The sequence below is a fragment of the Sphingomonas mollis genome (genome assembly GCF_016427505.1).
Lineage (GTDB): Bacteria > Pseudomonadota > Alphaproteobacteria > Sphingomonadales > Sphingomonadaceae > Sphingomonas > Sphingomonas mollis.
In genome coordinates, this window is the sequence record NZ_JAELXS010000007.1 from 213,902 (window position 1) to 233,050 (window position 19,149).

General features: G+C 67.0%; 23 protein-coding genes and 1 pseudogene. 10 read left to right on the forward strand and 14 right to left on the reverse strand.

Going from position 1 to position 19,149, the window contains the following annotated elements:
• Positions 1 to 2: 2 nt before the first annotated feature.
• The 3 genes from JAO74_RS13795 to JAO74_RS13805 are packed head-to-tail and all read right to left on the reverse strand — an operon-like array spanning position 3 to position 1,732.
• On the reverse strand, positions 3 to 704 hold the full coding sequence (locus JAO74_RS13795) for an endonuclease III domain-containing protein (protein WP_199039073.1): 702 nt from the start codon (positions 702 to 704) through the stop codon (positions 3 to 5).
• 38 nt (positions 705 to 742) lie between these two features.
• Entirely contained in the window at positions 743 to 1,429 is a 687-nt protein-coding gene (ung, locus tag JAO74_RS13800) for a uracil-DNA glycosylase (protein ID WP_199039076.1), read from the reverse strand.
• A gap of 3 nt (positions 1,430 to 1,432) precedes the next feature.
• On the reverse strand, positions 1,433 to 1,732 hold the full coding sequence (locus tag JAO74_RS13805) for an alkylphosphonate utilization protein (RefSeq protein WP_199039079.1): 300 nt from the start codon (positions 1,730 to 1,732) through the stop codon (positions 1,433 to 1,435).
• A 76-nt stretch (positions 1,733 to 1,808) separates the two neighbouring features.
• Between JAO74_RS13805 and JAO74_RS13810 the strand changes: the two genes are divergently transcribed.
• The gene (locus JAO74_RS13810) at positions 1,809 to 2,291 is read left to right on the forward strand and encodes a DUF3833 family protein (RefSeq protein WP_199039082.1); all 483 of its coding nucleotides are present in this window, start codon (positions 1,809 to 1,811) and stop codon (positions 2,289 to 2,291) included.
• A 5-nt stretch (positions 2,292 to 2,296) separates the two neighbouring features.
• Here the strand turns inward: JAO74_RS13810 and JAO74_RS13815 are convergent, their stop codons facing one another.
• Positions 2,297 to 3,736 carry a S41 family peptidase gene (locus JAO74_RS13815; RefSeq protein WP_199039085.1) on the reverse strand — a complete coding sequence of 480 codons (1,440 nt, stop codon included), beginning with the start codon at positions 3,734 to 3,736 and terminating at the stop codon, positions 2,297 to 2,299.
• A 130-nt stretch (positions 3,737 to 3,866) separates the two neighbouring features.
• Here JAO74_RS13815 and JAO74_RS13820 point away from each other — a divergent pair, with 130 nt between their 5' ends.
• Positions 3,867 to 4,229, forward strand: coding sequence for a hypothetical protein (locus JAO74_RS13820; RefSeq protein ID WP_199039088.1), 363 nt, complete (start codon positions 3,867 to 3,869; stop codon positions 4,227 to 4,229).
• A gap of 4 nt (positions 4,230 to 4,233) precedes the next feature.
• Here the strand turns inward: JAO74_RS13820 and JAO74_RS13825 are convergent, their stop codons facing one another.
• The 5 genes from JAO74_RS13825 to JAO74_RS13845 all read right to left on the reverse strand — a co-directional run bounded on the left by JAO74_RS13825 (position 4,234) and on the right by JAO74_RS13845 (position 7,397).
• Positions 4,234 to 4,602 (reverse strand): hypothetical protein, encoded by a 369-nt coding sequence (locus JAO74_RS13825; protein WP_199039091.1) that lies wholly within the window; start codon positions 4,600 to 4,602, stop codon positions 4,234 to 4,236.
• 58 nt (positions 4,603 to 4,660) lie between these two features.
• Entirely contained in the window at positions 4,661 to 5,467 is an 807-nt protein-coding gene (locus tag JAO74_RS13830; protein WP_199039094.1) for a metallophosphoesterase family protein, read from the reverse strand.
• Between the two features lie 9 nt (positions 5,468 to 5,476).
• A complete protein-coding gene (locus JAO74_RS13835) occupies positions 5,477 to 6,250 on the reverse strand; it encodes a hypothetical protein (RefSeq protein ID WP_199039098.1) in 774 nt (257 codons plus the stop codon).
• Positions 6,251 to 6,360: 110 nt separating this feature from the next.
• Positions 6,361 to 6,882, reverse strand: coding sequence for a YceD family protein (locus JAO74_RS13840; RefSeq protein WP_199039101.1), 522 nt, complete (start codon positions 6,880 to 6,882; stop codon positions 6,361 to 6,363).
• Positions 6,879 to 7,397 (reverse strand): ubiquinol-cytochrome C chaperone family protein, encoded by a 519-nt coding sequence (locus JAO74_RS13845; protein ID WP_199039104.1) that lies wholly within the window; start codon positions 7,395 to 7,397, stop codon positions 6,879 to 6,881. The genes JAO74_RS13840 and JAO74_RS13845 overlap by 4 nt, the downstream gene beginning before the upstream one ends.
• A gap of 153 nt (positions 7,398 to 7,550) precedes the next feature.
• On the opposite strand from JAO74_RS13845, the gene JAO74_RS13850 reads away from it, so the two are divergent.
• The 6 genes from JAO74_RS13850 to JAO74_RS13875 all read left to right on the forward strand — a co-directional run bounded on the left by JAO74_RS13850 (position 7,551) and on the right by JAO74_RS13875 (position 14,001).
• Positions 7,551 to 8,042: an outer membrane protein assembly factor BamE gene (locus JAO74_RS13850; protein WP_199039107.1), complete on the forward strand. Its 492-nt coding sequence runs from the start codon at positions 7,551 to 7,553 to the stop codon at positions 8,040 to 8,042.
• 174 nt (positions 8,043 to 8,216) lie between these two features.
• Complete coding sequence (locus tag JAO74_RS13855; protein ID WP_199039110.1) at positions 8,217 to 9,608, forward strand: glycosyl transferase family protein; 1,392 nt, start codon at positions 8,217 to 8,219, stop codon at positions 9,606 to 9,608.
• Positions 9,605 to 10,585, forward strand: a complete 981-nt coding sequence (locus JAO74_RS13860; protein WP_199039114.1) for a hypothetical protein — start codon at positions 9,605 to 9,607, stop codon at positions 10,583 to 10,585. Before JAO74_RS13855 ends, JAO74_RS13860 begins: the two co-directional genes overlap by 4 nt.
• Positions 10,586 to 10,611: 26 nt before the next feature.
• Positions 10,612 to 11,526 carry a sulfite exporter TauE/SafE family protein gene (locus JAO74_RS13865; protein WP_199039117.1) on the forward strand — a complete coding sequence of 305 codons (915 nt, stop codon included), beginning with the start codon at positions 10,612 to 10,614 and terminating at the stop codon, positions 11,524 to 11,526.
• On the forward strand, positions 11,523 to 12,287 hold the full coding sequence (locus JAO74_RS13870) for a TIGR02186 family protein (RefSeq protein WP_199039120.1): 765 nt from the start codon (positions 11,523 to 11,525) through the stop codon (positions 12,285 to 12,287). Before JAO74_RS13865 ends, JAO74_RS13870 begins: the two co-directional genes overlap by 4 nt.
• A 67-nt stretch (positions 12,288 to 12,354) precedes the next feature.
• Positions 12,355 to 14,001, forward strand: coding sequence for an ATP-binding protein (locus JAO74_RS13875; RefSeq protein WP_199039123.1), 1,647 nt, complete (start codon positions 12,355 to 12,357; stop codon positions 13,999 to 14,001).
• 299 nt (positions 14,002 to 14,300) lie between these two features.
• On the opposite strand, the gene egtD is transcribed toward JAO74_RS13875, so the two are convergent.
• Genes egtD through gluQRS form a run of 5 tightly spaced genes read right to left on the reverse strand, consistent with a single transcriptional unit; the run spans position 14,301 to position 18,268 of the window.
• Positions 14,301 to 15,278, reverse strand: a complete 978-nt coding sequence (gene egtD / locus JAO74_RS13880) for an L-histidine N(alpha)-methyltransferase (protein WP_199039126.1) — start codon at positions 15,276 to 15,278, stop codon at positions 14,301 to 14,303.
• Positions 15,279 to 15,280: 2 nt separating this feature from the next.
• Entirely contained in the window at positions 15,281 to 16,549 is a 1,269-nt protein-coding gene (gene egtB / locus JAO74_RS13885; RefSeq protein WP_199039129.1) for an ergothioneine biosynthesis protein EgtB, read from the reverse strand.
• Between the two features lie 38 nt (positions 16,550 to 16,587).
• Positions 16,588 to 17,139 carry a cob(I)yrinic acid a,c-diamide adenosyltransferase gene (locus JAO74_RS13890; protein ID WP_199039132.1) on the reverse strand — a complete coding sequence of 184 codons (552 nt, stop codon included), beginning with the start codon at positions 17,137 to 17,139 and terminating at the stop codon, positions 16,588 to 16,590.
• Between the two features lie 13 nt (positions 17,140 to 17,152).
• Positions 17,153 to 17,380: a twin transmembrane helix small protein gene (locus JAO74_RS13895; protein ID WP_199039135.1), complete on the reverse strand. Its 228-nt coding sequence runs from the start codon at positions 17,378 to 17,380 to the stop codon at positions 17,153 to 17,155.
• A gap of 9 nt (positions 17,381 to 17,389) precedes the next feature.
• Complete coding sequence (gene gluQRS / locus JAO74_RS13900; RefSeq protein WP_199039138.1) at positions 17,390 to 18,268, reverse strand: tRNA glutamyl-Q(34) synthetase GluQRS; 879 nt, start codon at positions 18,266 to 18,268, stop codon at positions 17,390 to 17,392.
• Positions 18,269 to 18,336: 68 nt separating this feature from the next.
• Between gluQRS and JAO74_RS13905 the strand changes: the two genes are divergently transcribed.
• Together JAO74_RS13905 and JAO74_RS13910 are read left to right on the forward strand one after the other, a co-directional pair.
• A complete protein-coding gene (locus JAO74_RS13905) occupies positions 18,337 to 18,903 on the forward strand; it encodes an HNH endonuclease (RefSeq protein WP_056533186.1) in 567 nt (188 codons plus the stop codon).
• Positions 18,904 to 18,924: 21 nt separating this feature from the next.
• Positions 18,925 to 19,149 (forward strand): annotated as a pseudogene (locus JAO74_RS13910) (hypothetical protein); the annotation flags it as partial.

The following is a 19,149-nucleotide window of genomic DNA, read 5'->3' on the forward strand; positions in this document are numbered from 1 at the left end:
AATCAGTGCGAAGTTCTATTCGCAACAAGCGCGCCGGGGCAGATGCCGGCGAGCGGACAGGCATCGCACAACGGCGCTTCCGGTCGGCAGATCGTCTGCCCCAGCCGCTTCGTCGCCATGTGGAAATGCAGGAAGTCCACGCCCGTCCAGTCCGGCATCGCCCCCGTCACCGTCTCGCTTGCGTCGCGGATATCGCCGCGCGGGCCGACGGTGCCCAGCCGCTGGAGTACCCGCAGCACATGCCCGTCGACGATCATCACCGGCATCGCCAGCGTACTGGCATTCAGCGTGGAGGCCGCCACCTTTCGCCCCACGCCGGGCAGTGTCTCCAGAAAGGCCAGCGCCTCGTCCAGCGGCCATCCGCCCAGCGGATCGAGGTCGAAGCCCAGCGGCCCCGCCTTCAATGCCTTCATCGCGCCGACCACATACGCCGCCTTGTCATCCGCGAAGGTGACGTCCGCGATCACCCGCGCCACCGCCGCCGGTTCCGCGACCGCCAGCCGGCCGGGACCGCCGAACGTCGCGACCAGCCGGTCATAGGCCGCCAGCGATACCGCATCCTGCGTCCGGCCGCTGATGATCGACTTCACCAGTTGCCCCACGGGCCGTCGCACCAGCAAGGGCGGCACGCCCATCAGCACCGGCGCCAGCAGCGCGGCCCAGCGCGCGACATCCGGCACCGCGAATCCGAACGACGTCTGCATGGGTCCATCATAGAACGGATGCAGAACGGGCGAAAGGCTCAGCCGGGCGGCAACGCCCAGTCGATCGCCGCCTCGCCATGGCTCGTCAGAAAGGCATTGGCCTGCGAGAAATGGCGGCTGCCGAACCAGCCGTTGTATGCCGACAAGGGAGAGGGGTGCGGCGCCTTCAGCGCCAGATGCGTGCCGTCGTTCTTCACGAACGCCGCCTTTTTCTGCGCATAGCTGCCCCACAGCATGAACACGACCGGATCGGGCTTCGCCGCCACCAGCCGGATGACGGCGTCGGTGAACCGCTCCCAGCCCCGGTCGCGGTGCGATGCCGCCTGTCCGCTCGCCACCGTCAGCACGCTGTTCAGCAGCAGGACGCCCTGCTTCGCCCAATGCTCCAGATGGCCATGCGTCGCCGGCTCGATCCCGCAATCGGTGCGCAGTTCCTTGTAGATGTTCAGCAGGCTGGGCGGCGGCTTCACCCCCGGCTGGACCGAGAAGCACAGGCCATGTGCCTGCCCTTCGCCATGATAGGGGTCCTGCCCCAGGATCACGACCCGCACCGCCGGCAGCGGCGTCAGGTCCAGCGCCCGGAACCAGTCGGCCGAGGGCGGGAAGATGCGCTTGCCCGCCTGCTTCTCCGCGACGAGAAAGGCGCGGAGCGCGGCCATGTACTCGCTGTCGAACTCCCCTCGCAGCGGTTCCAGCCATGTCGGATCAAGACGCACGTCACCCATCGCTCAACGCTTCCGCACGAACTCGGCGCGCAGCACCAGCCCCTTGATGCCGTCGAACTTGCAGTCGATCTCCTGCGCGTCGCCGGTCAACCGGATCGATTTGATGAGCGTCCCGCGCTTCAGCGTCTGGCCCGCGCCCTTCACCGTCAGATCCTTGATGAGCGTCACCTGATCGCCATCGGCCAGCAGGTTGCCGACCGAATCGCGCACCTCGACGGTCTGTTCGGCACTGGCGGTCGCCACATCCGCCGCACTGACCCACTCGCCGCTTGCCTCGTCATAGATGTAATCGTCGTCGCTCACGCCATCGCTCCTGCTGCGCCGTCCGCGCTAGAGCAGCCCGCCGCCACCCGAAAGCCGTTTCGCGCGTTCTCCCGTCATGCGCTTCCTTGTCGCCGCCCTGCCGGCCCTCGCCCTGCTCACCGCCGCGGCGCCACCACCGCCCACCTTCGACGCGCTGCGCTTCTTCAGCGGCAGGACCGAGGGGAAGGGGCGGTTCAAGGTCGCGCTGCGCGCCGGCCACGACGTGCACGTGCAGGGCCATGGCCGGATGGACGGCGACACGTTGATCCTCGACCAGATCGTCACCCGCGAGGGCACCGACCCCAAGCCGCGCCAATGGCGCATCCGCGAGGTCTCACCCGGCCGCTACACCGGCACGCTGACCGACGCGAAGGGCGCGATCACCGGCGAGACGACCGGCGACCGGCTGCATCTCGCCTTCACCAGCACCGGCGGTTTCGCGGTCGAACAATGGCTGACGATCGCCGCCGACGGCCGCTCGGCGCAGAACCGGCTGACCGCCAAGAAGTTCGGCATCACCGTCGCCACGCTGGACGAGACGATCCGCAAGCTCGACTGAGGCGGTCAGAACAGCCCCGGCACCTCGCGCTGCGCGGTCGTCGGCCGTGTCGGCGACAGCAGCGTACGCGTGGCGCTGGCCCGGACCGACTGCGCGCTGGCATCGCCGGTGATCGGGCTGCACACCCGGCCCGCCAGGAAGTCGAGCGCGGCCCTGGTCGATGCCTCGCGCGGGTCGCCCATCTGATATGTCGTGTCGTCGGTCGCCCGGCAGCTCGCCTCCACCTTGCTGGCGAGGCCGTCATAATAATCGCCCTGACGCGACGCGTTCTGCGTCGCCAGTGCCACGATACGCAGGCGGTCGTCGCACTTGTCGTAATCGCGGGCGATCTGGCCGACGGGCTTGCCATAGGTATTGGTCCCGACCAGAGCGGCATTGGCCCGCAGATACGGGATCGCGGCATTGATGACGAGTTCGCTGGCCGAGGCGGTGCCGCCGGTGCCGATGAACGCGATCCGCGTCGGCGCGATCGCCTGCGTCTGGCGCTGGTAGAGGCGGGTGGAGTTGCTGGCCGACTTCTCCGATCGATATACGGTATAACTTTGCACCTCGCTGGTCGATCGCGCCCCGCCCAGCAGATCGCTGAACAATTCCGCGATCTTGATGAGGCCGCCGCCGTTGTACCGGACATCGACGATCACCTGCGTGACGCCCGCTGCCTTGAACCGCGCGAACGCCTCGCGCAGCGCCGGGTCGGCGGTCTCGATGAAGGTCCGCAGGTTGACGTAACCGACCTGATTGCCGCCATCGCTGATGATCTGCGCACCGTAGCGGGAGGATATCGGCGCCAGCGTATAATCCGCCTTCGCGACCGTCACCTCGCGTGTGCCGCCGCTGGCGCTGGCGATGCGAAACACCCGTGTCGTGCCGGCGGTATCCGGACCCAGCGCATCGACCACGCCCCCCGCGCCGGACGCACTCATCAAGGCCGAGACGGTGACGAGGTTGCCGCTGCTCGATCCGACCGCGAGGATTTCGGTACCGCGATCGATCCCCGCGGCCAGTGCCGGCGCGCCCTCGAACGCCTCCGACACGAAGACCCGGCGGTTGGCGTTGTCGTAGGACAGGCGGATGCCGAAGCCACCGCTCGCACCCGCATCGTAATAGGCGTTCTCCGCCTTGATCGACGTCAGATACGTGAAATACCGGTCTTTCCGCTGGCTGCGGGCGGTGGCGGTCAGGGCGTCGATGTAATCGTCGACCGTCGTGTATCCGGCGGGGCTGAGCGTGGCCGGCAGCAGATCGGGGAACAGATACCATTCGCGCAACTGCGCCGCCGCCCAGTTCTGTCGCTCCGTCAGGGAACAGCCGGCTGCGGTGGTGGGGGTCGGCGTGGCGCTGCCGGTCGGGGTCGATCCGGTGAAATTGCCGCCGTCATCGCCCCCGCCGCCGCATCCGGAGAGAAGAGCGAACAGGCTGACAGCCGCGACGAATCTGGATCTCATCGATTCTTCCCACTTACCTTCAGCGGTTTAGCCGGCTTCTATATTCCTGTCAGGTTAAACACGCGTCATTACGGTAGAGTGAAGCAACCCGTGGCAACGACACTCGTTTCCACGATCAGGAGGCCCTTCGATGTCCAGACCGATCGCTTTGTCGTTGCCCCTGCTGATGCTGGCCGCGTGCGACGGCGGCACCTCCGCCACCGCGCCGGTGGCGAACACCGCGACGGCGGCACCGGACGGCGGCTATGCCGCCCGGATCAAGGCGCTATCGCCCAGATTGCGATCCGGCGTCTTCCTGCGCGCAATCCGGGATGCGGGTGAAGAGTGTCAGGATGTGACGCGCGAATTCGCGATCGCACCGATCGAAAACCGTCCCGCCTGGGGTGTCCTGTGCGATCGGACCAATCCCTGGGTCGTCTCGATCGACCCCAACGGCACCGCGATGGTCACCAAGGCGTCGATCGCGTCGCAGCTTGCGCCGACCGCCGGATAGGCCGCTAATCCTCGCGGTCGAAATACCCGGCGCGCCGCTGACGATTGCGGGTGAACCACGCCCAGCCGGTCAGGAAGAAGCCGAACAGCGCGAACAGCAGCACCAGCGCCGCCAGTGGCAACGGTGCTTGCTGCACGATCGCCACGCCCAGAGCGACGAGCGTTCCCAGCGAGTAGAGCGCACAGCCCAACGCCACCCGGATGCGGGCGCCCGGCTTGCGGGCATTGAATGGTACGATCGCCACCAGACACAGGGAGGACAGGGCAAGCGCGATCGGCAGGCCGATCTTCACCACCGGGCTGCCGAACAACAACAGGGAAAGCGCCAGGGTCGTCAGCGCCCACAGCGCCGCCCATAACCGGATTTTTATCATTCCACTCACGAACTCCAGCGGGGGCAGCGGTGCAACCTAAAAGGGTTCGTCGCAGAATTCAAAGTGTCGCTGACACCGATGGGACCGGATCGCCCGGCTGATCGATCCGCGCCTGCAGACATTCGACCCGGCCGTCCTCCAGCCGGACCGCCGTCAGCACACCGGTCCTGTACGCACCGGTGTCGATGCCGATGCGCTGTTCGCGAATGACCGGCTGGTCCGAATCCCAGCTATGGCCATGCACGATGATCTTCTCGAACCGCCGTTTGTGATGGAGAAAATCATCGCGAATCCACAAAAGGTCTGCTGCGACCTGACGGTGAAGAGGGATGCCGGGTCGTACGCCGGCATGCACGAAGGCGTAATCGCCGATCCGGTGCGACAACGACAGCGTCTGCAACAGGCGCAGGTGAGAGGCGGGCATCCGTTCCAGTAACTCGTCCCGCGCGCGGTAATAGTCGGCCGACGCGGCGGGATCGGGCAGCGTCACGCCATAGGATTGCAGCGTCTCCCTACCGCCGACGTTCAGCCACCCCCGCGCATCGATCGGATCGTCGATATAGGCGAGCATCATTTCCTCGTGATTACCTTTCAGGAAATGAGGGTCGAATTCGGCGTGCGTCCGCATCCAGATCAGCGCCGACAGCACCTTCGCCGATTCGGGACCGCGATCGACGTAATCGCCGCAGAAAACGACGATCGGCCGCCGACCGTTGCCCCGTGCCTTCACATCGTCCGCGATGCGGGCAAGCAACCGGGTCATCAGGTCGTATCGGCCATGCACATCGCCGATCGCGTACACCAGCTCACCCGCTACCGACGCGTTCGTACCCCAGGGTATGTCGCTGGCTGCCTTCGTCCACATCACGGGCGGTTATTCACTGGCAACGAAGCGGGTCGCTGGTCCGGCATCGGTCAAATAGCGCAACTGATCGGCCAGATCATCATAGCGGCGGATCGTTTCATCGGGATCGTCGAGCGAGATCGCCAATGCGCGCGTCCAGTCGCGGCGGACCTCGACCAGATCGCGACGCGGTACGCCTGCTTGCACCGCTCGCTGATATGCCACGAGCAGACGTCGATCGGCGGCACGAACGTCGCGATAGATGCAGGCATCCTCGGTGCTACCGGCGCGACAACCATCCGCCCGCGATCCTGCATCGGCCGGGACAGCCACGCGGCGAACGGCAGGTTGTCGTCGTTCATCGGATACCTTCGCCGCAACCCTGACGATGCGGGGGGCGTCAATCCGTTCCTCGTTCGCAACTGGCAACGGCGTCGCATCGTCTGGCTGGTCGGCCGTTTGCAGAGCGGCATCCTCGACGCGCGGCTCAGCCGATGGCGCGATCGCCGTGTAGGCCGCGACATGGTCGATCTTGCGGGGAGTGACGTGCTGCGTCGATGCGGCATTCAGGGGTGATGCGGTGTCGATCTGCGTGAACAGGAAGCCCGCCGTCACGAGTGCTGCGATGGGGGCGCCCAGCGTCAGCCAGCGGGCGCGTCGCGGTGGTGCCCCGCGCCTGACCGAGCCAAAGGCGCTGCCGGACAGCCGCGCGTCATCGATGCGATCACCGGCCAGACCGGCAGACGCAAAGATGCCTTGCATGTCGTTGGCGACCTTACCGGTCCAGTCATCGCGTGCGGCCATAGCGTGCCTTTACCCTTTCGACCCTATTTCTGGACCTTTCGTCCTTAACCGACAGTTTACGGTTTGGGTCCCGATGCCGGATGATATGGATCAAGCTGCCGTGTCCGATGTCAGTCGCGACCCTCCAGCTTGGCCTTCAATCCGGCAAAGGCGTTGAAGGGGACGACCTCTTCCTCGCTGACGATGCCGGCGTCCCTCAGGGCGGCCGCTGCATTTGGTCCGCGTGGGAACGGATCGAGCGACAGCGCCATCGTTTCGGCCGCCGCTTCACCCAGATCGATCGCACCGCCCTCGATCTCGATCGTGTCGAGCGCGTCGGCGGACAGTTCGATCTCCTCGCCGCTGAGGGAAGGTTCGACGAAGCGAACCGCGACGGGCTCGTCGATCGCGATCGGAAGGGCGTCGCCGGTGATCGAACAGGCCTGCACCAGCGCAGCCGTGACGGTGCCGGTGACCAGGATACCCGTTGCCTCCCGGCGGAGGATCAGGTGCGCGGCCAGTTCGTCGATGGCGACGATGCCGAACCGACGCGCCAGTGCCGCGCGCTCGTGCTCGTCGGCGACGATATCGACCGTGCGATCCTGTTCACCGATCGTGTCGAGCCGTTCGGGCCGGCTCCATTCGGGGGTCATGGCAGTTCTCCGCTCAGCAAGGTCGCGATCGGTCGCGTCGATAGATCGTCGTGCAGGCACCGCAGTTCGGTCGCGACATGCTCCACCGCCGATGCCGACGGGGCATCATCACGATAGAGGTTGCGGATCAGTGCGTCTTCCAGACTGCCATCGGCAAAGGCGTCGCGATAGGCGCCGAGGCGCCCGCCAAGGGCCGCCATCATCCGGCCGACCTGCTTGCCGACGACCATGTCGCCAAAGCCGATCTGGCGGAGCTGCGCATCCATGTCGTCGACGAAATGTTCGGCGAGCGCGGTGGCGGGGGCGGCACCCTCCGGTTCCCGTTCCAGCCGCAGCAGCACGATAGACAGGACGGCGGCGATCGCATCGAAGCGGCCGTCGACCGTATCGGGAACGGCACCGGCGACGTACCAGTGCTCGGCCCGCGCACGGGTGACGATCGCGCGATAGAGCGGAATGGTCGCCTCGTCGCGCCGTGGTCGCCATAATCGTTTCAGCCAGTCCAAGCCCCGCATCCTCTCCATCGTTCCACGTCTGATGTTCCACGCCCGTCTATGCCGTGCGACTTGTACACCGCCGGCTCCTCGCATATCGAGGCGTTCGGTGGCCGATGCAATCGCGGGCGGTGGCCGCTTCGTACCCCAGCGTCGCCCGCCTGGAGTGTTTTCATGCGTTTCCCGTCCGCCCGCGCCGCGCTCGCCGCGAGTCTCGTCGCCGGCGTCCTCGTCGGGGGCTGCGCGCCGCTGCGTTCGCACCAGGGCTATGTGATCGATGCCGATCTGGTCAATTCGGTGCAGCCGGGCGTCGATACCCGCCAGTCGGTGCAGCAGGTGCTGGGCAAGCCGAGCATCGCTGGCCAGTTCGCGCCCGGCACCGGCGGCGACTGGTATTACATCGCGCGCGACAGCCGCAATTACGGCTTCCAGACGCCGCGAGTGAAATCGCAGATCACCATCCAGATCAGCTTCGACCCCGCCGGTAACGTGACGACGATCCGTCGCGGCGACATCGAGCAGGTGGCGTCGATCACGCCTTATGGCAAGACGACGCCGACGCTGGGTCGCCAGCGCGGGTTCTTCCAGGATCTGTTCGGCAATATCGGTACGGTCGGCGCCGCGGGTGCCGGCGGCGGCGGCGGCGGTAACCGCGATACCCCGTAAGACCGGTATCGGCGGGACTGGCTGGCCGGCCTGTCGCTCCCCAACATTTGACGTTTTCGTTAACCCAACCCGTTGTTATATCTGGCTCGCGTTGGGACAATGGTCCCCGATCTGACCCGTTGCGACATTCTTCTGAAACGTCCATTTCGGACGTAATTTCAGGGGGGGGCGGCGGTGGGGGCAGTGCAGGGGGCGATCGACGCGATCGCGCGGGAAGCAATATTGTTCGCCGGCGTGGGCCTGTTGATCGGCGGTATCGACGACCTGCTGATCGATGCCGCTTTCCTGATCCGCCGGGCGTGGCGAGGCGGACGTCGGCGATTGTCGGTGATGACCCTGTCGGCACCGACCCGGCCCGGTCGCATGGCGGTGTTCGTGCCGGCGTGGGACGAGGAAGCGGTAATCGGCGCGATGCTGACGACCGCGCTCGACCGGTATCGCCATGACGATTACCGGATCTATGTCGGTCTATACCCCAATGACGGGCCGACGATCGCCGCTGCGACGGCGGTGGCCCGTACTGACCCCCGCATCAGGCTGGTGATCGGCGATACGCCCGGACCGACGACGAAAGCCGGATGTCTCAATACGTTATGGCATGCCTTGCTGGCGGCGGATGCGGCGGACGCACGCGTCACGAAGGCGATCGTGTTCCATGACGCCGAGGATGTCGTCCATCCCGATGAATTGACCGTGTTCGACACGCTGATCGAGGGGCGGGCGGTGGTGCAGTTGCCGGTGCTGCCGCTGGTGAAGCGCGGATCGCGGCTGGTGTCCGGTCACTATGCGGACGAGTTCGCAGAGGCACATGCCAAGAGTCTGGTGGTTCGCACCGCGCTTGGCGCGGGCATGCCGCTGGCGGGCACGGGATGCGCAGTGGCGCCGGCGATGATCGCCCGGATCGCAGCGGTACGCGGGGGTGATCCCTTCGATCCGGCGAGTTTGGTGGAGGATTACGAATTGGGGCTGCGCATCGCCGAGATGGGCGGGCGCGGATTGTTCGCGCGGGTGACGGACGAGCGGGGCGGTCTGGTGGCGGTGCGGGCATATTTTCCGGCGACGCTCGGCACGGCGGTCCGGCAGAAGGCGCGGTGGATCACCGGCATCGCGTTGGTCGGCTGGGACCGGGTCGGCTGGGCGCGGCCGCTGGCGATGGTGGATCACTGGATGCGGATGCGCGACCGGCGCGCGCCGATCGCGGTGCTGGTGCTGGGGGCGGCTTATCTGTCGATCGTCGCGTGGCTGGCGTCGATTGTGTCCCATGGCTGGACCGGCGTGCCCGTGACGCCGATGCCCGATGCGGTTCGGCTGTTGCTGATCGTGAATGCGTGGCTCCTCGGTTGGCGGCTGATCGTGCGGGCGGCGTTCACGGGGCGGACCTATGGCTGGCGAGAGGCGATGTGGTCGATGCCGCGGCTGGTGGTCGGCAATCTGATCGCGCTGCTTGCCGCCGGACGGGCGATCTGGCGATATATCTGGATGCTGCGCGGGGCGGCGCCGGCGTGGGACAAGACACGGCACGAGTTTCCCGCGCTCGACCAGCCGATCGATGCGGTGGCGTCGTGAGGGGCGGGCGGCCGTTCCGCTTTCTGGCGGTCACGCTGGGCAGCTGGACGATAGTGAGGGCGGCGCTGTTGTGGCCGACGATCGATTCGGTGCCGGCGCTGATCCGGGCGATCGTGCCACCGGCGGCGGCGGAGTCGTTCTTTGCGAAAGCGCCGTTGCGGACGGGGGTAAAGCGGGGTGTCGTTTCTGAGCTTGCTGCGACCGTCGAACAGCCGGAGGTGACCGAGTTGCCCAGCTTTGTGGCGGCCAGAGCGAACGTTGCCTTGCCTGCCGTACCAAATGCGCAGGTCGAAGCAGATGCTACACCGATCCAACCGCCACCCCAGCGACCCGTTCCACTGGCGACAGCACCAGCCCGGTTGGCCGGCAGTATCTGGGGCATTGCCCGCAACGGCCGCGGCGGCGCGCTGCCCGGCGGCCAGCTGGGTGGATCGCAGGCGGGGTTTCGCCTGACCTACGCCTTGGGAGAAGCGCGGCAGGTCGCACTGGCGGCGCGGGTGTCCAGCCCGTTGCGAGGACGTGGACGCGAGATGGCATTGGGCATCGACTGGCAACCGATGGCGCTGCCTCTGCACGTCATCGCCGAGCAGCGGATCGCGTTGGACGGCGGCAAGGGCGGCCCAGCGCTGATGGTGATCGGCGGCGTCGATCCGGTGCCGGTCGCATTCGGTTTCCGGCTTGAGGCCTATGGTCAGGCAGGGGCGATCGCCCGTGACCGGATCGAGCCGTTTGTCGATGGCGCGGCGCGGTTGACCAGAGCAGTTGCGACGATCGGGCGCGCCCGTGTCGATCTGGGCGTCGGCGGCTGGGGCGGGGCGCAGCGCGGTGCGGCGCGGCTGGATGTCGGCCCCAGTATCGCGTTGGCGGTGCCGGTGGCCGAGCGGACGGTGCGGATGACGCTCGACTGGCGACAGCGGATCGCGGGCGATGCGCGACCCGGATCGGGGCCGGCGCTGACGATCGGCAGCGACTTTTAAGCAGAGCCGCGCTAACGGGTCGGGCCGTGGACCTGTATCTTCCCGTCGCCAACCTGTCGGTCAATGCGCTGGTCATCGTGCTGCTCGGCGGCGGCGTGGGCCTGTTGTCGGGCATGTTCGGCGTCGGCGGCGGTTTCCTGACCACGCCGCTGCTGATCGTTTACGGCATCCCGCCGACCGTCGCCGCCGCCTCGTCCGCCAGTCAGGTGACGGGTGCCAGCGTGTCGGGCGTCTTTGCGCATGTCCGTCGCGGCGGCGTCGATTTCAAGATGGGCGGCGTGCTGGTCGCAGGCGGTATTCTGGGCACCTTTGCGGGGGCATGGATATTCCGCCGGCTGCAGGAACTGGGGCAGATCGATACGGTCATCGCCATCATCTATGTGCTGATGCTGGGATCGATCGGTGGCCTGATGGCGAAGGAATCGCTGGTCGCGATCGGCCTGTCGCGGCGTGGTGAACCACCGCGGGCGCGCAAGCGGCGGCACCATCCGCTGGTGGCGTATCTGCCGTTCCGGACGCGCTTCTATGCGTCGGGGCTGTATATCTCGCCACTGGCGCCGCTGTTGCTGGGGTTCGCGACCGGCATGCTGACGATCCTGCTGGGCATCGGCGGCGGGTTCATCCTGGTGCCGGCGATGATCTATCTGATCGGCATGGCGACCGGGGTGGTGGTCGGCACCAGCCTGTTCCAGACATTGTTCGTCACCGCCGTCGCCACGATGGTGCATGCCACGACGACGCGGGCGGTGGATATCGTGCTGGCGGGGCTGCTTCTGGTCGGATCGGTCGTCGGGGCACAGGTCGGCGCGCGGCTGGCGACCAAGGTGAAGCCCGAATATCTGCGGCTGGCGCTGGCGCTGATGGTGCTGGCGGTCGGCGTGCGCATCCTGCTGGGGCTGGTGTGGCGGCCGGAGGATATCTTCACGGTGACCATCTCGTGAAGGTCGCCGCCCTGATCCTGGCGCTGACCTCGCCCTTGCTGCTGGCGCAGGCGAAGCCGGTGCTGGTGCCGGACGTGTCGCAGCGCGAGATCGAGATCGTCTACAGCTTCACCGGCGCCGACCTGCTGCTGTTCGGGGCGATCCTGTATCCCGGTGGACGCGTGCCGGCGGGGGAGCGACCGGCCGATGTCGTGGTGGTCGTGAAGGGGCCGACCGAATCGATCCTGATCCGCGAGAAGGAGAAGGTCGCGGGCATCTGGGTGAATGCGGACCATGCCCGGTATCGGTCGGCACCGTCCTTCTACGCGATCGCATCGTCGCGGCCGATCGGGGAGCTGGTCGACGACCGGACGCGAGCGATCTACGAACTGGGGCTCGACAGCCTGCAATTGTCGCCGGTGTCGACCGCGCCGGCCGAGGAGCAGGCCCGGTTCGGCCGGGGGCTGGTCGACCTGAAGAGTCGGGCGGGCCTGTATGTCGAGGCGCCGCATGCGGTCGAGATCACCGATGGCGTGCTGTACCGGGCGCGGGTCACGATCCCGGCGCGGGTGCCGGTGGGACGCTTCACCGCGGAGACGTTCCTGATCCGCGACGGCCGGGTGCTGGCGGCGGCGGTGCGGGACATCGATATCCGCAAATCCGGGTTCGAGCGGTTCGTGGCACGGGCGGCCGAGCGATCGTCGATCCTGTACGGCCTGACGGCGGTGGCGCTGTCGGTCGGGCTTGGCTGGTTCGCGGGATGGGTAGCGCGGCGGCTGTAGCATCGGTGGTCATCCGATGTTTACCGGTCGGCCGGTATCGACGGTGCCCAACCAGTGAAAGCATCCGATGTCCGAATTGCCCAGACACGACGCCTTTGTTCAGGCGACACCGCTGGATGCATGCCAGTCGATCGGCTGGGTCTTCGCGATCGCCGGGTCGTCGAGCCGCGTGCTGATCGACCGGGCGGCGGTCAGCGGGATCGCCGGCCATCCCGATCCGGTCGTCGCGGCGGCGGGGCAGATGGGCAGCCAGATCAAGATGCGAGTCGGCGGGTCGTGGCTGATCGCCAATGTCCGCGCGCTGCAACTGGAGGATGCGGCCGGCACGACGATCGCGGCAGACATCGATTTTCTGGGCGAGGGTGACGAGGAACGGCTGACGGGCAAGCTCTATAGCTTCCGGCGCGGCGTGACGCGGTATCCGATGCCGGGATGCGAGGTGTTTCCCGTCACCACCGCCGACCTTCGCCAGATCTATGCGGCGATGGACCGCGCGCATATCGAGATCGGCACCGTCTATCCGACCACCGACGTGCGGGCGGCGCTGTATGTCGATGCGATGCTGGGCAAGCATTTCGCGCTGGTCGGATCGACCGGCACCGGCAAATCGACGGCGGCGGCGCTGATCCTGCACCGCATCTGCGATCTGGCGCCGCAAGGCCATATCGTGATGATCGATCCGCACGGCGAATATGCCGCGGCGTTCGGCAATAACGGTGCGATCTTCGACGTGTCGAATTTGCAGATGCCATACTGGCTGATGAATTTCGAGGAACATTGCGAGGTGTTCCTGACCACATCGGGATCGCAGCGGCAGATCGACGGCGACATTCTGGCCAAATGCCTGTTGATGGCCAAGGCGAAGAGCCGGCTGGGGCAGGAGATACCCAAGCTGACGGTCGATGCGCCGATCCCGTATCTGCTGTCCGACCTGACCAGCCTGATCTCGCTGGAGATGGGCAAGATGGATCGGGCAGGCGATACCGCGCCCTATCTGCGGCTGAAGACCAAGATCGACGAGATCAAGGCCGATCCCCGTTACGGCTTCATGTTCTCCGGCATGCTGGTCGCCGATACGATGGCCGAGTTCCTGCGCCGCATCTTTCGCTTGCCGGGCGAGGGGAAGCCGATTTCGATCGTCGACGTATCGGGTGTGCCGTCTGACATCACGGCGGTGGTCGTCGCGATGCTGAGCCGGATGACGTTCGACTATGCGATCTGGGCGCGGGGCGAGGCGCAGCGGCCGATCCTGCTCGTCTGCGAAGAGGCGCACCGGTACATCCCGTCCGGCCGCGAAACCGACAGCGCGGTCGGCCGCATCCTGGGGCGGATTGCGAAGGAGGGGCGTAAATACGGCGTCTCGCTGGGCCTCATCACGCAGCGGCCGTCCGATCTGGCCGAGGGCGTGCTGTCGCAGTGCGGCACGATCATCTCCATGCGGCTCAACAACGATCGCGATCAGGCGTTCGTGCGGGCAGCGATGCCCGAGGGTGCGCGCGGCTTCCTCGATTCGATCCCCGCGCTGCGCAACCGGGAGGGAATCGTCTGCGGCGAGGGTGTCGCGATCCCGATCCGGGTGGCGTTCGATGCGCTGGCGGAGGCGAAGCGGCCGGCGTCCGACGATCCGTTGTTCTCGCAATTGTGGCGCGACGTCGGGGGTGAGGAGGCGATCATCGGCCGGGTCATCAAGCGGTGGCGGTCGCAGGGGAAATGACGCGGAAAGTCCCGAAAGTCACACCCTCCACGCGTGCGCGATCGTGCGCGCGTAGGCGAGGGGAGCCGGCTGGCGGTCGGTGGACGGTGAGAAAGAGCGGTCCTCTGGGCTTATAGTCGTTGCGGGTTGTGTAGGACATGGCCGACTGACAGTTCGTCATTGCGAGCGTAGCGAAGCAATCCAAGGCAGCGCGCGGGACACCGGGTTGCTTCGCTGCGCTCGCAATGACGGTCCGGTGAGATTGCTGAGACTGTTACAACAGTCCACCCGACTGGACCCCGGCCCCCGCCGGGGAACGATCAGGGCGCGGGGCGTTCGGGTTGGGCTTCGGCGAGGTAGACGGCGAACAGGCCGTCGGGGTCGGTCCATTCCGCCACCGGCGTCCATCCGCCGGCGCGCAGCAGGATGCGGGCATCGCGGGGGCCGTATTTGTGACTGTTCTCGGTATGGATGGTCTCGCCCGCCGAGATCGAGAAGGGGCGGTTGTCGACGGTGAAGTCGGCATCGCGCACCGCCTCCAGATGCATTTCGATGCGGGCGCGGTCGTCGTTCCAGCGGGCGACGTGGCGGAACGCATCGAGGGGGACGGTGCCGTCCAGCTCGCGGTTCATCCGGTCGAGCAGGTTCATGTTGAACGCCGCCGTCACGCCGGCGGCGTCGTCATAGGCGGGGACGAGGATGTCGGCCGACTTGATCCGGTCCATCCCGATCAGCAGCATCGCACCCTCTCCGAGCGAGCCGCGCATGGTGCGCAGCAGGTCGGCGGCCATCAGCGGCGTCATGTTGCCGATGGTCGATCCGGGAAAGAAGCCCAGCTTCGGCGCATCGGCGATGGTGCGGGGTAGCGCCAGCGGACGCATGAAATCCGCCTCGAACGGCAGCACCAGCAGATCGGGGAAGGCGGCCGACAATGTCTTCGACGAATCGCGCAGGAAATCGCCGGAGATGTCGATCGGCACATAGGCCGATGGTTCGACGCAGCGGAGCAGCAGCGGCGTCTTGGTCGAGGAGCCGGAGCCGAATTCCACCACGGCGCGACCGGGGCCGACAAGGTCGCGGACCTCGCCACCGATGCGGTCGAGGATGCCGATCTCGGTCCGGGTGGGATAATATTCGGGCAGATCGGTGATCGCCTCGAACAGCTCCGACCCGCGTCGGTCGTAGAACCAGCGGGCGGGGATAGCGCGCGGGCGCCGTTCCAGCCCGGCGAGCACGTCGGCGCGAAAGGCGGGATCGGCGAGGCTGCGCTGACCATCCTCGATATCGGGCTTCAGCATGTTCAGAGGTCCTTCGCGAGGCGAACGCCGGTGAACTGCCAGCGCTGGTGCGGATAGAAGAAGTTGCGGTAGCTGGCACGGGCATGGCCGCGCGGGGTCGCGCAACTGCCGCCGCGCAGGATGAACTGCCCGCTCATGAACTTGCCGTTGTACTCGCCGACCGCGCCCTCGGCGGCCTGGAAGCCGGGATAGGGGCGATAGGCGCTGCCGGTCCATTCCCAGACGTTGCCGAAGAAGGCTGGGCCGAAAAAAGCGGGACCGGTGGCGGGGCGTGGCTCGACCGGCCCGGCGGTGTCCATCTGGTTGCCGCCGGCGGGATCGTGATGGGCGGCGGCGGCTTCCCACTCCGCCTCGGTCGGCAGGCGCGCGCCGGCCCAGCTGGCATAGGCGTCCGCCTCGAAGAAACTGACATGGGTGACGGGCGCGGCGGGATCGATCGCGCGGCGACCGTCGAGGCCGAAGCGGGTCCAGCCGCCGTCGCGTTCCTCCCAGTATAACGGCGCGGTGATGGCGTTGGTCTTCACCCAGTTCCAGCCATCGGCCAGCCACCAGCGCGCCTCGCGATAGCCGCCATCGGCGATGAAGGCCGCCCATTCGCCATTGGTGATCGTGCGATCGGCCAGCGCGTGGGGGGACAGCAGCGCCCGGTGGCGCGGACCTTCGCAGTCGAAGGCAAAGCCATCGCCGGTGTGGCCGATCTCGACGATGCCGGATAGTCCCTCGATCCAGCCGATCGGGCCGGGCATCGCCACCGGCACCTTGCGCGGGGCGGGCCAGATGGCAGGTTCCAGTGGGTTTTCGGCGAAGAGATGCAGGATGTCGGTGACGAGCAATTCCTGATGCTGCTCCTCATGATGACAACCCAGCGCCACCAGATCCTGCACGGCGGCGGGCAGGGTCGGCAGGGCAGCGACCAGCGCGGCATCGACATGGGCGCGATAGGCGCGAACCTCGTTCAGCGTCGGGCGGGTCACCATGCCGCGCCGGTCGCGGGCATGGCGGCGACCCTCCGCCTCGTAATAGCTGTTGAACAGGAAGGGCCAGCGTTCGTCGTGCAACGCGTAACCTGCGACGTGATCGCGCAGGACGAAGGTCTCGAAGAACCAGGTGGTGTGGGCGAGATGCCATTTGGTCGGGCTGGCATCGGGCATCGACTGGACCGTCGCGTCGGCATCCGACAGCGGCGCCGCCAATGCGAGGCTGAGTGCGCGGACCGTCGCATAGCGTTCGGTCAGGGAATGGGTTTGCCCCGCTATCGCCGTCTGGATCATGCCCCGCACCTCAATCGATCGACGCGAAGCATGATGGCTCAGCGCGTTCCCCCCGGAACCCACAAAACGTCGCCAGCCCCGTTTTGGTTCAGTGCCCGCGCGGCGACGAACAGGTAATCGGACAGTCGATTGATATAGGTTGCCGCCGACGGGCTGATCGCGTCGCCGACCGCGGCGACCGATCGCTCGGCGCGGCGCACGATCGCGCGGGCCAGATGCAACGATGCCGCGCCGGGATCGCCGCCGGGCAGGATGAAGCTGGTCAGCGGCGACAGATGGTCGTTCAGCGCGTCGATCGCGCGTTCCAGCCGCGCGGCCTGTGCGGGGATCACCCGTAACGCCCCGTCGATCCCGATCGGGGTCGCCAGATCGGCGCCGAGATCGAACAGGTCGTTCTGGATCAGTGCCAGTTCGTCACGCACCGGACCGGCGGCGATGGTGACGAGGGCGACGCCGATCGCGCTGTTCGCCTCGTCCACGTCGCCGATCGCGGCCATGCGCGGATCGGCCTTCGACACGCGTGAGCCATCGACCAGACCGGTGGTGCCGTCGTCGCCGGTACGCGTGTAAATCTTGTTGAGCTTGACCACCCGGCCGGATCGATCAGTTCTGACCGGCGAGAGCGAAGATCAGCACGACGATCAGGATCGCACCCGCCTGAAAGAAGATGCGCTGCTGCATCATCCGGTTGGATTTCAGGGCGGCACGCGTCGGCCCTTCGCCCCTGACCTCTGCGGTCGAATCCTGGAGGAAGGCGATGACCCCACGGACCAGCGCCACGACCGTCGCGATCATGGCCGCGATCAGCAGGATTATCAGGAAGGTGTTCATGGGCTTAATCTAGGCATTCGCCGCCGAAAAGCCAGAGGGCAGGCGACCGGCGCGCAGCGATGCGGCGAGCGCCGGGCCGTCCGCTCCATCCGCCCGCATCGCGGCGAGCGTAGGGGCGCCGTGACGCTTGGCGAGGCGTTCGCCATCGGTGCCGACGAGCAGCGCGTGATGGTGATAGGCGGGCGTCGGCAGGCCGAGCAGCGCCTGCAGCAGGCGGTGGATATGGGTCGCGTCGAACAGGTCGATACCGCGCACCACATCGGTTACGCCCTGCGCGGCATCGTCAATGGTGACGGCGAGATGGTAGCTGGCCGGGGCATCCTTGCGGGCCAGCACGACATCGCCCTGCGGTGCGGGGTCGGCGACGATGCGGCCGGCATGCTCGTCGTGCCAGTCGAGCGGACCGGCCACCGCCATCGCCGCAGGCAGGTCGAGCCGCCAGCAATGCGGCTCGCCGATCCGGGCGGCGACCTGGGCGGGGGTCAAGTGACGGCAGGTGCCTGGATAGGCGGGGGAGGGACCGTGCGGCGCGGTGGTGCTGGCGGCGATCTCGGCGCGGGTGCAGAAACAGGGGTAGACGAGGCGATCCGCCTTCAACCGGTCGAGCGCGGACTGGTAGAGGGGCAGGCGCTGCGACTGGAAGACGGGGCCTTCCCATGTCAGGCCCAGCCACGCCAGATCGGCGAGGATCGTGTCGACATGCTCGGGCCGGCTACGCGTGCCGTCGATATCCTCGATCCTGAGCAGGAACCGGCCGCCGCGCTCGACCGCGTGGTCGTGGGCGCGGATGGCCGAGAAGGCATGGCCCAGATGCAGACGGCCGGTGGGGCTGGGCGCGAAGCGGGTGACGACACCCCCTTGACCGTGAATCGGTCGCCGTGCTGTCATGGGCGGGCTGTCATGACAGCGTCATGCCGATCGGCGAGAGCCGCCGTCGACTTTGCTTGGGAGGGCCCGTGTTTCATCCCGACCTGATCCGACACCCGGACGGCTGTCCGACGCTGGTGTTGAACGCCGATTATACGCCGTTGTCCTATTATCCGCTGAGCCTGTGGCCATGGCAGACCGCGGTCAAGGCGATGTTCCTCGACCGCGTGGATGTCGTCGCGCATTACGAGCGCGAGGTGCACAGCGCGTCGATCTCGCTGAAGCTGCCATCGGTGATCGCGCTGAAGCAGTTCGTGAAGCCGTCGCAATTTCCCGCCTTTACCCGGTTCAACCTGTTCCTGCGCGATCGCTTCGCCTGCCAATATTGCGGGCATGGCCGCGACCTGACGTTCGACCATGTCGTGCCGCGCGCGCAAGGGGGCCGGACGACATGGGAGAATGTGGTCACCGCCTGCGCGCCGTGCAATCTGCGCAAGGGCGGACGGACGCCGAAACAGGCGGCGATGCCGCTGCATATCGAACCGATCCGGCCGACCAACTGGCACCTGCAGGAGCATGGCCGATCCTTTCCCCCGAATTACCTGCATGAGACATGGCACGACTGGCTCTATTGGGACGTTGAACTGGATGCGTAACAATCGAGGGCGACGATGCGGGTGAAGACCATCACGGGAATGACGGCGGTGCTGGCGGTGGCCACCACCCTGGCCGCCTGCGGGCCGGGGCCGGACGAGAAGCGCAAGGTCGCCGATGCGAAGGCGGCGGCGTTCACCCCGCCATCGGTGACGTCGCGACTGGATTTCGGCAGCTCGATGACGCGGCGGTTCCGGACGCTGGACCGCAATGCGGACGACGAGATCGACCGCACCGAGCTGCCCCGC

Bases quoted from the DNA above. Each gene is read 5' to 3' on its own strand.
- JAO74_RS13795 (WP_199039073.1), bottom strand. From the start codon at position 704: ATGCAGACGTCGTTCGGATTCGCGGTGCCGGATGTCGCGCGCTGGGCC.
- ung (WP_199039076.1), bottom strand. From the start codon at position 1,429: ATGGGTGACGTGCGTCTTGATCCGACATGGCTGGAACCGCTGCGAGGG.
- JAO74_RS13810 (WP_199039082.1), top strand. From the start codon at position 1,809: ATGCGCTTCCTTGTCGCCGCCCTGCCGGCCCTCGCCCTGCTCACCGCC.
- JAO74_RS13815 (WP_199039085.1), bottom strand. From the start codon at position 3,736: ATGAGATCCAGATTCGTCGCGGCTGTCAGCCTGTTCGCTCTTCTCTCC.
- JAO74_RS13820 (WP_199039088.1), top strand. From the start codon at position 3,867: ATGTCCAGACCGATCGCTTTGTCGTTGCCCCTGCTGATGCTGGCCGCG.
- JAO74_RS13825 (WP_199039091.1), bottom strand. From the start codon at position 4,602: ATGATAAAAATCCGGTTATGGGCGGCGCTGTGGGCGCTGACGACCCTG.
- JAO74_RS13830 (WP_199039094.1), bottom strand. From the start codon at position 5,467: ATGTGGACGAAGGCAGCCAGCGACATACCCTGGGGTACGAACGCGTCG.
- JAO74_RS13835 (WP_199039098.1), bottom strand. From the start codon at position 6,250: ATGGCCGCACGCGATGACTGGACCGGTAAGGTCGCCAACGACATGCAA.
- JAO74_RS13840 (WP_199039101.1), bottom strand. From the start codon at position 6,882: ATGACCCCCGAATGGAGCCGGCCCGAACGGCTCGACACGATCGGTGAA.
- JAO74_RS13845 (WP_199039104.1), bottom strand. From the start codon at position 7,397: ATGCGGGGCTTGGACTGGCTGAAACGATTATGGCGACCACGGCGCGAC.
- JAO74_RS13850 (WP_199039107.1), top strand. From the start codon at position 7,551: ATGCGTTTCCCGTCCGCCCGCGCCGCGCTCGCCGCGAGTCTCGTCGCC.
- JAO74_RS13875 (WP_199039123.1), top strand. From the start codon at position 12,355: ATGTCCGAATTGCCCAGACACGACGCCTTTGTTCAGGCGACACCGCTG.
- egtD (WP_199039126.1), bottom strand. From the start codon at position 15,278: ATGCTGAAGCCCGATATCGAGGATGGTCAGCGCAGCCTCGCCGATCCC.
- egtB (WP_199039129.1), bottom strand. From the start codon at position 16,549: ATGATCCAGACGGCGATAGCGGGGCAAACCCATTCCCTGACCGAACGC.
- JAO74_RS13895 (WP_199039135.1), bottom strand. From the start codon at position 17,380: ATGAACACCTTCCTGATAATCCTGCTGATCGCGGCCATGATCGCGACG.
- gluQRS (WP_199039138.1), bottom strand. From the start codon at position 18,268: ATGACAGCACGGCGACCGATTCACGGTCAAGGGGGTGTCGTCACCCGC.